This window comes from Streptomyces sp. Xyl84, assembly GCF_059731885.1.
In genome coordinates, this window is record NZ_AP029183.1 from 794,350 (window position 1) to 808,109 (window position 13,760).

The window sequence follows — 13,760 nt, forward strand, 5'->3', positions numbered from 1 at the left end:
ACCACCCTCGGCCTTCGGGGCGGTGGGAGGGCGTCGCAAGCCGGAACATGACCCGCGTACTGGATCTGCTCGGGTGATGGGAAAACGCGGCGAGGCACCGCGCCGGACGACACGAGCCGGTGAACCTTCCCGGTCCCGGCACCAGGGCGTGTTTCGAAAGTCCCGCCTGCCCCGCGGCGCCTGGCACGCGCGCTCGCCGCGTTGACGGGATCGTCCACGTACGCCCGGTACGAGGACGACCCTCCGCCTTGCGATCACACGCACCAGGCGCCGCGGGGCCCGCCCTCCGGGCGGACGGCGCCACTTTCGAAACACTCCCTACACCCGGTGCGCGTCCTTGAGCTGTGCGAGCTTGGCCAGAGTGCCTTCACGCTGCGCCTTGCGCCAGCCCTGCTTGGCGAACACTCCGTTGAAGAACATCTGCACGGTCTTGACCGGGGGCGCGGCGAAGCCGGACGTCGTGTGCGGGGCGTACACGACGGTGTCGCCGTCCACCTCCAGCCAGCCGGTGCAGATCCGGTTGGCCAGGCCGACCGCCTGCGGCCCGAAGGCGTGCGCGGTGAAGCCCGCCCTGCGGGCGCCCTCCGGCAGCAGTCCGGGGGCGCACTCCAGCAGCAGTCCCCGCTCGCTGTGGCCGGTGACCCGGACGGGTACGACGACCGGGTAGCCGTCGGCTCCGCGGTAGCCGATGAGCTGGTGCGTCAACTTGGTCACCTGACCGTGCAGCTTGCGCATGCCGACGCGCGGCCCCGTGCCCTTCGCGGGAGGCGACTGGGTGTCCGGGGTACCGGGCCACGCTGCGCCGGAGACGGTCCGCTCCCCGTTGCCGGACTCGTCGGGCCAGGAGACGACACGCTGGACGGCGATGTCGATCACGATCCGGTTGTCGAAGTAGTCCCGGAGTATCCAGTCCCAGAACTTGCCGGTGGGCACCGCGCCCAGGAACCGTTCGACGCGCGGCGCGAGATCGGCGAGCACCTCGGGCGACGGCGACAGCGGCACATCGGCGCGGCCCTGCACCACGGCGAAATCCCCTGCCGTCGCGAAACCGTGCTCCCGCGTGTGGTAGGCCATCGCGACGCGCGAGTCGCGCAGTATGTTGAAGAGTTTGCCGTTGAAGGCCAGCGAGGTGGTGACACCGATCGTGCCCGCGGCTCGGTCCACGAGTCCGGTGGGGGAGACCGGGATGATCACACAGCCTCCGGCGGGTGTGCCGTAGGCGAGTGCGGTCACCAGGTCGCCCTCCATCGCGTCCTGCACCGCGTCGGGCCAGGACACCGTGCCGGGATTCGGCGACGTTGGGGGTTGCGTCATGAGCGGCATCATACGTGTCTCGTCGGCACCTTTCTGACCGCACGATCGGCGCCCATATGCATGGATTTCTGCGGCACACAGCGAGAGCCCCGCCTGCGTCCACACGACGTTTGACAGAGCCGAAAAACGTTTGGACAAGGTATGCCGCATCGCCGCCGGCACACTGTCCGCGGGCAGTCGGGGAGGCTCTCTCTCGCTCGATCACAGGTACGCCGTCAGGGGCCCGGGTGTGCGCTCTGCGAACCTCCGCATGGCGGCGATCAGCGGCTTCTTCGGAGGTGTCCTGGGCGCGGTCGTGGACGCCCTGCGTCAACGGCACACTCCTCGGGTCCCCTCCCGGCGGGAGACCAACGTGGCCGACCACGCCATGACCGGACCGAGGAGCCGCTTGCCGCCGGGTTCGCCGGCCTGTTGATGCACGTGCGCGACACCGGGGCGACCGGCCGGCCCTCGACGGCGAGGGCTGACGGCCGCCGGGCCGGCGAGCGCGAGGGCGGTGGTGGACGAGACCGGAACTCACCGTGGTGGGCGGCTCATGAAACGGCCGCCCGCCACCCATGCGTCATGCCCCGGCGAGCAATCGCATTCAGCCGACGGCCGCGGCCAACTGGTCCGCGACCTCGCCGGGCGAGGGCATGGCCTGGATCTGCTCGGCGGCGCGGCGGGCGTTGTCCCGGTACTCCACGTTCCCGAGCACCTCGGCCACGGCCCGCGCCACGGCCTCCGCACCCGCCGGCGGCATGACCGCGACACCGGTGCGCGAGCCCGCGACCGCGCCGGCCTGGATGAACTGGTCGGCGCCCTGCGGTACGACCACCAGGGGCACGCCGCGCGTCAGGGTGCCCATCGTGGTGCCGGCCCCACCGTGCGTGACGACCACGTCGATGCCGTCGAGCAGCTCCGCGAGCGGCGTGAACGCGACGAACTCGACGTGGTCGAGTCCGTCACCGAAGTCCGCGGCCTCGGCGGCGAGACCGAGGGTCACGACGAGGTCGGCCTGCCCGGCGAGGGCGTCGATGACCGGACGCAGGGCCTCCGGCGTGGCGAAGTGGGTACCGAAGGAGAGCAGCACCCGTGGCCGGGCGCCGTCGTCAGCGGGTACGGCGCCGCCCGTCTCGCTGGGCGTTCCGGCGCCGCGGTGGGCCTCGGGCCGCAGCGGAAGCCGGCCCTGCGGCGACTCCCAGTCCGGCGCCCGCAGGATCTCGGGGCACGGGTCCAGGTACCAGGTGGGCGCGGGGACGGTCAGGCCACGCTCCTTGTAGCGGCGCTCGGCGACCGTGTCGAAGACCTCGGTGAACCTGGCGGGGATCAACGGGCCGAACGCCAGCTTGGCGTACGGCACCTGGAGCGTGGCGGCGACGAGCGGACCGACGTAGTCGGTGGCCTCGGCCACGATCAGGTCGGGCCGGAACTCACGTGCGGCGGCAACGGCCTCGTCGGCGGTGAGGTCGATGCGGGCGCCGGCGAACAGCTCGGCCGCCACGGCGGGGTCGGGTGCGGTCGGGTCGTCCACGCCCGCCAGACGGGCCGCCTCCGCGAGCAGCACGGGGATCTCCGGGCCGACGGGAAGCAGGGTGAGGCCGTCGGCCGCGAGGAGCTGACCGAAACCTGCCGAGGTGAGCACGGCCACCTCGTCGCCGCGCTGACGGAAGGCACGAGCGAGGGGCAACTGCGGAAGGAGGTGCCCGTGCTGGGGCGTGCTGGAGAAGAGGATGCGCATGCGGGGAGTCTAGGGCATTGAGTAGTGACACACTTCAATCAATGGAGGAACACTCACCTCAGCAGTGCGGCACACACGGCATCACTGAGAAACGTGTGCGCATCTTCCCAGTCCCAGCCGATGCGCAGCATCCTGTGCCACGACGGCGGAGCGACGAAGTACTCCAGGGTGCGCACGGCTTCTCGCCCGGTCACTCCGGGCCTGAGCGCGCCGAGGCGCCCGAGCAACTCCGCCACCTCCCCGAAGCGTGCCCGTTGGAGGTCCTCGGTTTCCCGCAGCAGGGCGGCGATGTCCTGGTCGACCGCGGCGGCGTCGAAGAGGACCGCCATGACGCGGTGGTGGTGGCGCACCAGGTCGCAGGTCTGGCGCACCACCAGACGCACGACCTCCTGACCGGTCGTGGCGCTTTGCGCGGCGGCGAGCACCTCACCGATGCCGGGGTCGTCGGCGGCGCGCTCGGTCAGTGCGGAGACCAGGGCCGGTTTGGTGCCGAAGGCCGCGTAGACGGTGCCCGTGGCGACACCCGCCTGATCGGCGATCCGCTTGATGGTGACGTGGGGATAGCCGTGTTCCGCGAACAGCGCCTCGGCCGTGTCCAGGATCACCTCTCTCGTCGCGGCGGCAGCGCTTTCACGCACGGCGGATCGGTAGGCGCGGGGTGTCATACGCCCAGTCTAGGACCGGGCGGTACTCGCTGACGTCTGAGCGGGGCCGGCCCGCCGGTCCGGTCCGGTCAGCCGTCCGAGTAGGTGTCGTACACGTTGCCGCTGACGCACGCCGGGACTGCGCCGATCGCGTCGGACATCGTGACCACGCCGGAGAAGCCGAGCTGGACGAAGTGGTCGACGGGTATGCCGGTGCGCTGGTGCACGGCGGCCACCTTGCGGGCCGGGCCGTACCGCGGCGCAGTCGTCGATCCGGCTCCGGTGACCGGACTCCGAGGCGCCGGTGGACCTGCCGTCCAGGTGCCGGCAGGTCCACCGGCCGGCACCGGCCGTGCCTCCAGGACGCGGACCGCTCCGACGCTCCACCGGCATGAGTCGGTTGCCGAACCGGGTGGTCAAGTACGACGTGCCGTTCGACGGCACACGTTGGAGGCCGAGTCAGGAGGTCGCGGGTACGTTCCAGGGCGTACAGGCGTCGCCACCGGTGTAATTCGGTCCGCAGACCCTGAAGGTGACGACTTTTCGGACAGGGCCGTCGAGGACGAGCCGCCTGCCGGATTGTAGAGCTTGCGCATCGTCCCTTCGCCCTGCAGGTAGTAGTCCACGTGGCCTCCTTGCTTGTTCGACCCGGCCCGGATCCAGCTCGTCAGTCCCGGAGCTGAAGAGGAATTGTCGACCGTGCCCTGGTACCAGGCGTTGAACCCGACAATCTGCACGGTGGCAGTGCATGTGACGGGACACGCCACCGGGCTGCTGGCTGCGGCCGAAGCGGGTGCGGCAAGACCCAGTGCTGCCATCAGCGCTCCGGTGACGATCATTCCTGCCCGCCGGGCCGGCACCTTCGGGATCATTACGTTCTCCTCTGCGCCGACGTGGTTGCAGTTGAAGTCAGGTGCTTGCGGTGAAGCGCCCGGTGTCCCCGCACAACGCGTCGGCTTGCCGCGACCCGGCCGACGGGGTGCGGGAGGGGTGGGTGGGTCAGGCCCGGGGCCACTCGGTCGTCCGGCCACTCGACGGCTCGACCTCCAAGGCCGAACGGGCCCACGTCGGCCGTCGTCTCCCACGTCCTGCCGACACCGATCCGGGGATGCGGAGCGTGACCGGGACGCCGCGGCGTCAGCGGTGACCTCGGGCTCGACACACGCCCGTCCCTGGTCGTGCCGCCCGGCGGCCGGCCCGCCTCATCCCCCGGACCTCGGCCCCGGCCCCGGGTTGCAGGCCGGACGAGCACCGGCCCCTGCCGCGCGGCAGGCGGCCCCGCGCGGTGGCTCGATTCGATCGTCACCTACTTGACCGGTAACTCAAACGCATGTCACGATCATCACCGCCTCGACCGGTGATGATCGATGGGTCCTCCCCCGGGGCGCTCTCACGACGCTCGCCCGCGGCCACCGTGCGGCGAGCTGTCGCCGGCCATCGAGGAACGGATGTCTGATGGGTATGACCGACCACACCGGAGGCGGCACGACCGGACGCCGCGGCTTCCTGGGCCTCGCCGCGGGTGCCGTCGCCGCCGCGCAGCTCTCACTGCCCGGCAGTGCCCAGGCCGCGCCGGGCGCGACGTCGGCGGCGGGCACCGCCGGCTCCGGCAGGACCCGCCCCGGTGCCGCCGTCCGGCCTTTCCGCGTCAGGGTCCCGCAGAAGGAGATCAACGAACTGCGGCGACGCGTACGGGCGACGCGGTGGCCGGACAAGGAGACGGTGGGCGACCGGTCCCAGGGAGCCCAGCTCGCCAGACTCCGGCCCCTGGTCGAGTACTGGGGCACCGGGTACGACTGGCGCAAGGCCGAGGCGAAGATCAACGCCCTGCCGCAGTTCATCACCGAGATCGACGGACTGGACATCCAGTTCGCGCACATCCGCTCCCCGCACGCGGACGCCATGCCGATGCTGATGACGCACGGCTGGCCCGGCTCGATCGTGGAGCTGCTCAAGATCGTCGCGCCCCTGACGGACCCGACGGCTCACGGCGGCCGGGCGCAGGACGCCTTCCACCTGGTCCTGCCGACCCTGCCCGGGTACGGCTTCTCGGGCAGGCCCACCAAGACCGGCTGGAACCCCGCCAGGGTCGCGGTCGCGTTCGACGAACTGATGAGCCGGCTCGGCTACACACGGTACGTCTCCCAGGGAGGCGACCACGGGGCGATCATCTCGCAGGTGCTCGCGGCGCAGAAGCCCAAGGGGCTCCTCGGCATCCACGTCAACATGCCGGGGACCGTACCGCCGGAGGTCCTGCGCCACCTGCGCAACTACGACCCCGCGCCGGCCGGTCTCTCCGAGCGCGAGAAGCTCGCCTACGACCGTCTGCTGCACTTCTACCGCGACGGCTTCGGATACGCGGCGATGATGAACCAGACCCCGCAGACGATCGGATACGCGCTCACCGACTCGCCGGTGGCCATGGCGGCGTACTACTACGACAAGTTCGCCGAGTGGACCGACTCCGGCGGTGTGCCCGAGAAGGTCCTCACCTACGACGAGATGCTGGACGCGATCTCGCTCTACTGGCTCTCGGGCACCGCGACGTCGTCGGGCCGGTTCTACTGGGAGGGCACGCAGGCGGGCGGAGGCCCGTTCAACGCCGTCGACATCCCCACCGTCCCGGTCGCGGTGACCGTCTTCCCGGGGGAGATCTACCCCGCGCCGCGCAGTTGGGGAGAGCGCGCCTACGGCAACCTCATCCACTGGAACGAGGTCGGCAAGGGCGGCCACTTCGCGGCCTGGGAGCAGCCGCGGCTGCTGGCCGAGGAACTCCGTACCGCCTTCAGGTCACTGCGTTAGCCGAGGCCGCGCGGCCCACGGCGAGAAGGCGCAGCCGCACCACGCGATGCGGCCGGACACCCCACCGCGGAGATGGCCTCGTCCGGGAGCGTCACGAAGGCTCACCGCCGCGGCCGGCGCCCCCGGGCCCGACAACCAGGACTGCCTGACGGCCGGCCCGTGGGGCCCGGTGCTCCTTCAGGACGTGTGGTTCCCGGAGAAGGCGGCCCCCTTCGACAGCGAGGTCGTCCCGGAGCGCAGGCCGGCCCGCGTACCACGGCCGTGCCGAGACGGCGCGTGCCCCTGCCGACACCCGGTGCCGCCCCAACCCCGCAACGCGCGCGACCAGTCCCCGCTCGCCCGGGCCGTCTTCAAGGCGCGGACGAGGTGGTGACGGTGCTGCGGGAGGCCTGCGCCGATCCGGACGCCCGGCCCGGAGCTCGCGGAGGCCGTCGCCGCCTTCTTCAAGTCCGGGTGCGAGGCCGTTCCGGTCCAGGAGTGGCTGCCCGCCCTGAAAGGTGTCGAGGACAAGCTCCGGCGCGGCGCCACGGTGGCCGACGTGGGCTGCGGCCTCGGCCACTCGACGGTGCTCATGGCCAAGGCGTTCCCGCGCTCGCGCTTGCGCGGCTTCGACTTCCACGAGCCTTCCGTCGCAGCGGCCCGCATGCTCGCCGAGTCGGAGGGAGTCGGGGACCGCGTGACGTTCGAGGTCGCCGGCGCCCACGAAGGCATCGCCGCCGAGGCGGGTCTGCGCAGTTGGAGGCTCGCGGTGGAAACCCCCACCAACCGCGTGTACGACGTCAAGCGATGACGGGCTTCACCCGGGGAGGGTGAGACCGGGCTGCCCGGGCCGCCGTCCGCCGGCCCAGGCAGCGGTGCCGCCGAGGAAGGGTCGACACCGTCTCACGACGAGCGCAGATCACAGTCCGGTACCGCGCGAGTACTTGACAGGTGTTTGCCTCAACCCTTAAATCACGAAGCGAAGTTAGGAAAGTTTACTGTCTCTCCCCCACCGACCGCGGCCGGACGAACGGTCCTGGCCCCGCCCGCTCCCCTGTCTGTCATGCGCAGGACAGCACCGTGCCGCGCGGCCGGCCGGGCGGCGGAAACGGGCCGAGACCTGCCCCGCCGCAGAACAGGACAGGGAACACATGCTCTCCACATCCCCCCGCAGACCGGCGACGCGCGGCACGCTGGCGGCAACGGCCGTGGCCGCTCTCCTCACCGGCCTGTGCGCCCTGCCCGCGCAGGCCGCCGCGCAAGCCACCGGAACCGTCACCGGCATCGGCGGAAAATGCGTGGACGTCGCGGGCGCCGGCACCGCCAACGGCACGGCCGTGCAGCTCTACGACTGCAACGGCACCGCCGCGCAGCAGTGGACCGTCGGTTCCGACGGGACCATCCGCGCGCTCGGCAAGTGCCTGGACGTCGCCTCGGGCGGCACCGCCAGCGGCACCCGCACCCAGCTGTGGGACTGCAACGGCACCGCGGCGCAGCAGTGGACGGTGACCGCCGCCCGGGACATCGTCAACCCCCAGGCCGACAAGTGCCTGGACGCGACCGGCAACAGCTCCGCCAACGGCACTCCGTTGCAGATCTGGACGTGCACGGGCGCCGCGAACCAGAAGTGGACCGCGCCGAGCGGCGGCGCGGCCCCCGGCCCCGGTGCCATGGCCGTCGCTCCCTACCTCTACAACGGGTGGGGCAGCCCGCCCAGCCCGACCACCGTCATGAACGCCACCGGCGTCAAGTGGTTCACCCTGGCCTTCGTCCTCAGCAACGGCTACTGCAACCCCCAGTGGGACGGCAGCCGGCCCCTGACCGGCGGCGTCGACCAGCAGACGATCAACACCGTCCGCGCCGCGGGCGGCGACGTCATCCCGTCGTTCGGCGGCTGGAGCGGCAACAAGCTGGAGAGCTCCTGCGGCAGCGCGGGCGAACTGGCCAACGCCTACCAGAAGCTGATCAGCACCTATGGGCTCAAGGCGATCGACATCGACATCGAGGCGGCGGCGTACGACAGCCCGACCGTGCAGCAGCGCACGGTGGACGCGCTGAAGACGGTCAAGGCGAACAACCCGGGCCTCAAGGTGTACGTCACCTTCGGCACCGGTCAGAACGGCCCCGACAACAGCCTCATCAACCGGGCCGCCGCGGCCGGGCTCACGGTGGACAGCTGGACCGTCATGCCGTTCGACTTCGGCGGCGCCGGCCAGAACATGGGCCAGCTCAGCGTCCAGGCGGCCGAGGGGCTGAAGACGGCGGTCAAGAACGCCTACGGGTACACCGACGACCAGGCCTACCGGCACACCGGCATCTCCTCGATGAACGGCGTCACCGACGACTCCGAGACGGTGACCGTCGCCGACTTCCGCACGATCCTCGCCTACGCCCAGCAGCGGCACCTCGCCCGGCTGACCTTCTGGTCGGTCAACCGCGACCGCCCGTGCACCGGGGGCGGCGCCGACACCTGCTCGGGCGTCTCCCAGCAGCCGTGGGACTTCACCCGCGTCTTCGCCCAGTACGCCGGCTGACCCGTACGTCCGGGCGGGCGGCCCCTCCTCCCCCGCCGGCGGCGAGGTCCGGGCACGTGCCGAGCGCGCGGGCGGTCGGCGGCACGGCGCGACCGCGTCAGGCGGGGACGGCCTGCGCGGCGGCGAACCGTCCCGTGACGGCGGCATCACGCGCACGTCCGACGAGGGCCCCGTGCCGCCTCTCCCCTCCCGCCGGGGCGGGCGGACGGCGCTGTGCACCGCGTTCGCGGTGCCCGCGCCGTCCCCCGCACCGGCATTCGCGGCCGGCGCCGGGTCGGCCTCCTCCCCCGTCAGGTGGAGGGGGGCCGGTAGGTCCGTACCGTGGCGGCGATCTTCCGCACGGTCGCGTCCGGTACCTCGCCGGACACGCCCTTCGCGGCGAAGAACGACCAGGAGGCCAGGTCTCCCTGGGCGTCCTTGAAGGCGAACGTCCACGCCTTGCCGTCCGTGGCGCACTTCGCGGACCTGTCCACGCCCACGGACCAGGCGCTGCCGAGGCTGCCCTTGAGCCCCGAGGCGGTGGTGAACGGTTCGACGGGGCCCGCCTTCACCTTGGTCCGGTCCGGCTGCGTGTACTGCCCGTACACCCAGCTCCCCGGGTCGTCGCGGGCTATGTCCCCGGTGCTCCGGGCGCCGTTGTTGCGCCGGGAGCCGGCCGCGGCGAGCGGTGCGTAGTCCGGCCTGCCGTCCCTGTCGCCGTCCGAGGCGCACCACTGCTCCTTCAGGAACGCCGGGGCCCGCATGGCGATCAGCGGTTTGTCGTCCGGGTCGTCGTTGTCGGCCACGTACGTGACCCAGCTGGTGGACCGCAGCCCCCACTGCGGCGGCACGTCGAACGCGATGCCCGCGCTCGGGTTCACCACCGCCTTCCAGCCCTTGACGGTGGCCGTGACGGTGCCGGTGTCCGCGGTCCGTGGGTTGTCCGGACTTAGCTGCCCGGACGGGGAAGAGGTCACGGACGTGGTGGGGCCGGGGCCGGGAGCGGCCTCGTCGTCCTTGCCGCCGAGCAGGGCGTAGCCGGTCACTCCCGCGGCGATCACGACGGCCGCCGCCGCGACGACGGCGACGAGCCCGGTGCGGCCCCGGCCACCGCCCGGCGGTCCCGGGGGCGGCGCCAACGGCGCACCGGGCGGCGGGGGCGGCGCGTTCCACTGCCGGGCCGGCTGCTGGTAAGGGTTCGGATGATGTCCGGGCTGCTGATACGGGTCCGACCCGTCGTGCCCGGGCTGCTGATACGGGCCCGACCCGTCGTGCCCGGGCTGCCGGTACGGGTCCGGCCGCCGGTACGGGTCCGGTTGCTGCCCCGGCACCGGTTGCTGCGGATCCTGTCCGCCCCCTGGCGGCTGCTCTGCTGGCCACATGGGCGGTAACCCTATGCGAGAGCCGTTCCCGGGGTGCCGACGAGGAGGTCGACGGGCTCCGCGCCGCGGTGCGCCGGGCTCTGCTGCCCGCAGGGCCCCGGCAGGCTGACGGCACGTCAAGGGCTCAGCTTCCGCAGGCAGAAGTGGGTCCCGGCGGGCGGCGCCCGCTGATCGGAGCCCCCTTCTGTTCGCCGCTCTCATCCGGCGATTGCGCCCCCGCACACCGCGTGGACACCGCCCCCGTGCCCGGGACGCGGACGGCGTTGGTACCGTCCACCCCGTTGAAGGGTGAACTGCAACGACCTCACGTTGCACATCCAGCACAGACCAGGGGTGGAATTTGAGCGCGGACCATCGCAGAGGCCGCAAGAAGAAGAGACTGCTCGTCTACGCCGCGGCCTCGGCCGTCGCCGTGGCCGCCACGGCCGGCACACTGGCCGTGGCCTCCCCCGGGCTCACCGGCTCGGACGGCTCCCAGGCCGCCCGTCCCGGCGCCCGGCTGCAGGCCGAGTTCGAGAAGGCCGCGAAGGAGTTCGACGTCCCGCTGAGCGTCCTGATGGCGGTCTCGTACCGGCAGACGCTCTGGGAGGACCACGACGGGCTGCCGAGCACCACGGGCGCGTACAACGTCATGGGGCTCACGGACGTCGATCCCGGCAGCCTGGAGGACGACGCCGCGTCGCGCGAGCGGCAGCTCGACCGCATGAACCGCAGCGGCGACCCGGCCGTGGAGAAGCACTTCGACGCGGCGAAGGCGCTCAAGGGCGCGGGCAAGCGGGCCGTCGACACGAGCGACCCCCGGCTGCACACGCTGGACGAGGCCGCCGGACTCATCGGCGTCCCGTCGCAGCAGGTGCGCGGCGACGCCCGGCAGAGCATCCGGGCGGGTGCCGCCCTGCTCGCCGAGTACCAGAAGGACGCGGCCGGTTCGCTGCCGAAGGACCCGGGTGCCTGGTACCCGGCGGTGGCCCGGGCCAGCCAGGCGACCGACACCAAGGGCGCGCAGCTCTTCGCGAACCGCGTGTACGACTCGATCCGCACCGGTGAGCAGCGCGTCACCGCGGACGGCGAGTACGTGACGCTCGCGGCCGATCCGGGGGTGCAGCCCGCGCAGCAGGCGGACCTCAAGCTCGCCAAGGCGACGGTCGCCACCGTCACCGCCGCGGCGACCGCGGACTGCCCGTCGACCCTGAAGTGCGACTTCAAGCCGGCCGCGTACCAGCAGAACAGCGGCCCGGACGACTGGGGCAACTACAACATCGCCAACCGGCCCGTGGCCGGCGGTGAGATCAACTCCATCGTCATCCACGACACCGAGGGCAGTTACGACGCCTCGCTGAACGTCTTCCAGAACCCGGCCTCCTACGCCAGCACCCACTACATCGTCCGTGCCTCGGACGGCCAGGTCACCCAGGTCGTCGAGAACAAGAACGAGGCGTGGCACGCGGGCAACAAGAGTGTCAACATGCACTCGATCGGGGTCGAGCACGAGGGCTACGCGATCAAGAAGGGCAGCTGGTACACCGAGCCGGAGTACGAGTCCTCCGCGACCCTCGTGAAGTACCTGGCCGCCAAGTACGGCATCCCGCTGGACCGTGAGCACATCCTCGGTCACGACGAGGTGCCGGGCGTCCTGGACGCCAATGTGAAGTCGCAGCACTGGGACCCGGGCCCGTTCTGGGACTGGAACCACTACATGCAGCTGCTGGGCGCGCCGACCGGCGCGAGCGGTGCGGGCGGCCTGTACAAGGCCGGCCAGGTGATCCGGGTCGTGCCGCCGTTCACCACGGCGAACCAGCCGACCATCACCTACGGCGGCTCGGCCGTCGACAGGCAGCCGGCGAACTTCGGCTACCTGTACACCCAGCCGTCCACCAGCTCGCCGGCCCTGTCCGACCCGTACCTGGGCAGCCAGACCGCCACCGAGGGCCCGAACTGGGCCAACAAGGTGGTGGCCGGCGGCGAGTACGTCGTCGCGGAGGCGCAGCGGGACTGGACCGCGATCTGGTACGGCGGGCAGAAGGCCTGGTTCTACAACCAGGGCGGCCAGTTCGCCACCGCGGTCGGCACACCGGACACGGTCGTGCCGAAGGCGGGCGCCACGTCGGTCCCCGTGTACGGGCGCACGTACCCGAAGGACACGGACTACGCCGGCACCGGCGTCTCGGTCCAGAACCAGAACAGCGCCTCGCTGACCAAGTACAGCATCCCGGCGGGCCAGAAGTACGTGCTGGCCGGTGCGGCCGTGAAGGGCTCGTACTACAACAGCGGTCTGATCGACGGCACCGGCACCGGGTCGCGTGTGATGGTGGTGGGCAGCAACACCTTCTACCCGATCCGCTACAACCACCGGCTCGCCTGGGTGCGCGCCGAGGACGTGGATCTGGTCAAGGGCACGGCGCCGGACCCGGCCACCGACCGCAACAACATCCTCGGCCGGGACGCCTCGGGTGTGCTGTGGCAGTACCAGGGCAGCGGCAGCGCCTCCGGGCCGTTCCTGCTGCGCTACCGCGTGGGCGGCGGCTGGGACACGTACGACGTGCTCACCCCGTTGACGGCGCTGCGCGCCGACGGCACCGGTGACATGGTCGCCCGCGACAAGAGCGGGGTGCTCTGGTACTACAAGGGCAGCGGCAAGTCGTCGGCGCCGTTCCTGGCGCGCACCAAGGTCGGTTCGGGCTGGAGCACCTACAACAGCCTGACCGGCGCCGGTGACCTCAACGGTGACGGGAAGCCGGACCTGATCGGCCGCGACAGCTCGGGTGTGCTGTGGCTGTACCAGGGCACCGGCACCTCCGCGCCGTTCGCGGCGCGGACCCGGATCGGGCCCGGCTGGAACACGTACAACAACCTGACCGCCGTCGGTGACGTGACCGGTGACGGCAAGGCCGACCTGATCGCCCGGGACGGCTCGGGCGTGCTGTGGCTGTACCAGGGCACCGGCAACGCCTCCGCCCCCTACGCCACCAAGACCCGTGTCGGCCCCGGCTGGAACACGTACAACGTGCTGGTCGGACCGGGTGACCTGGACAAGGACGGCAAGCCCGACCTCGTCGGCCGGGACAGCTCGGGCGGGCTCTGGTTCTACAAGGGCCAGTCCAGCGCCACCGCGCCGTTCGCCACCAAGTCCAGCGTGGGCGGCGGCTGGAACACCTACAACACCATCCTCTGACGTCCGCCGCCGCACCGGCTGGACGCCGGCGCGGCGGCACGTCGGACCGTCCGCCCGCGGCGCCGCGGCCGTCCCGTACTCCGGGGCGTGCCGTGGCGCCGCGGGCGGACGGTCCGACGTGTCGCGGCCCTGCCCCCGCCCCCCGGCAGCCCGGCCACGCCGCCCGGTGTCCCGGTCACGGCTCCGGCGGCCGGGGCGCGGGCGACCGGCCGGGGGGCGGGGGCAGGGCCGCTA

At 71.9% G+C, this 13,760-nt stretch carries 9 protein-coding genes and 1 pseudogene; 5 read left to right on the forward strand and 5 right to left on the reverse strand.

From position 1 onward, the window contains the following. Positions 1-318 precede the first annotated feature (318 nt). The 4 genes from AC6I72_RS35175 to AC6I72_RS35190 all read right to left on the reverse strand — a co-directional run bounded on the left by AC6I72_RS35175 (position 319) and on the right by AC6I72_RS35190 (position 3,905). Positions 319-1,314 carry a hypothetical protein gene (locus AC6I72_RS35175; RefSeq protein ID WP_498005552.1) on the reverse strand — a complete coding sequence of 332 codons (996 nt, stop codon included), beginning with the start codon at positions 1,312-1,314 and terminating at the stop codon, positions 319-321. Between the two features lie 586 nt (positions 1,315-1,900). Continuing rightward, the gene (locus AC6I72_RS35180) at positions 1,901-3,034 is read right to left on the reverse strand and encodes a glycosyltransferase (protein ID WP_498005554.1); all 1,134 of its coding nucleotides are present in this window, start codon (positions 3,032-3,034) and stop codon (positions 1,901-1,903) included. A 53-nt stretch (positions 3,035-3,087) separates the two neighbouring features. Next, on the reverse strand, positions 3,088-3,672 hold the full coding sequence (locus AC6I72_RS35185; RefSeq protein ID WP_498005556.1) for a TetR/AcrR family transcriptional regulator: 585 nt from the start codon (positions 3,670-3,672) through the stop codon (positions 3,088-3,090). Between the two features lie 95 nt (positions 3,673-3,767). Beyond that, a complete protein-coding gene (locus tag AC6I72_RS35190) occupies positions 3,768-3,905 on the reverse strand; it encodes a hypothetical protein (protein ID WP_498005558.1) in 138 nt (45 codons plus the stop codon). A 1,228-nt stretch (positions 3,906-5,133) separates the two neighbouring features. Between AC6I72_RS35190 and AC6I72_RS35195 the strand changes: the two genes are divergently transcribed. The 4 genes and pseudogenes from AC6I72_RS35195 to AC6I72_RS35210 all read left to right on the forward strand — a co-directional run bounded on the left by AC6I72_RS35195 (position 5,134) and on the right by AC6I72_RS35210 (position 8,993). Continuing rightward, the gene (locus AC6I72_RS35195) at positions 5,134-6,480 is read left to right on the forward strand and encodes an epoxide hydrolase family protein (protein WP_498005560.1); all 1,347 of its coding nucleotides are present in this window, start codon (positions 5,134-5,136) and stop codon (positions 6,478-6,480) included. A 46-nt stretch (positions 6,481-6,526) separates the two neighbouring features. Further along, positions 6,527-6,721: pseudogene (locus AC6I72_RS35200) on the forward strand (catalase); the annotation flags it as partial. Positions 6,722-7,009: 288 nt separating this feature from the next. After that, positions 7,010-7,270 carry a methyltransferase domain-containing protein gene (locus AC6I72_RS35205; RefSeq protein ID WP_498005562.1) on the forward strand — a complete coding sequence of 87 codons (261 nt, stop codon included), beginning with the start codon at positions 7,010-7,012 and terminating at the stop codon, positions 7,268-7,270. A 340-nt stretch (positions 7,271-7,610) separates the two neighbouring features. Beyond that, on the forward strand, positions 7,611-8,993 hold the full coding sequence (locus AC6I72_RS35210) for a ricin-type beta-trefoil lectin domain protein (RefSeq protein ID WP_498005564.1): 1,383 nt from the start codon (positions 7,611-7,613) through the stop codon (positions 8,991-8,993). Positions 8,994-9,283: 290 nt separating this feature from the next. Here AC6I72_RS35210 and AC6I72_RS35215 read toward each other — a convergent pair whose 3' ends face one another. Then, positions 9,284-10,111, reverse strand: coding sequence for a DUF8017 domain-containing protein (locus AC6I72_RS35215; protein ID WP_498005566.1), 828 nt, complete (start codon positions 10,109-10,111; stop codon positions 9,284-9,286). A 583-nt stretch (positions 10,112-10,694) separates the two neighbouring features. Here AC6I72_RS35215 and AC6I72_RS35220 point away from each other — a divergent pair. Continuing rightward, entirely contained in the window at positions 10,695-13,526 is a 2,832-nt protein-coding gene (locus tag AC6I72_RS35220) for an N-acetylmuramoyl-L-alanine amidase (RefSeq protein ID WP_498005568.1), read from the forward strand. Positions 13,527-13,760 lie beyond the last annotated feature (234 nt).

Excerpts from the sequence above, each read along its gene's own strand:
- AC6I72_RS35175 (WP_498005552.1), bottom strand. The coding sequence starts at position 1,314 with ATGACGCAACCCCCAACGTCGCCGAATCCCGGCACGGTGTCCTGGCCC.
- AC6I72_RS35180 (WP_498005554.1), bottom strand. The coding sequence starts at position 3,034 with ATGCGCATCCTCTTCTCCAGCACGCCCCAGCACGGGCACCTCCTTCCG.
- AC6I72_RS35195 (WP_498005560.1), top strand. The coding sequence starts at position 5,134 with ATGGGTATGACCGACCACACCGGAGGCGGCACGACCGGACGCCGCGGC.
- AC6I72_RS35210 (WP_498005564.1), top strand. The coding sequence starts at position 7,611 with ATGCTCTCCACATCCCCCCGCAGACCGGCGACGCGCGGCACGCTGGCG.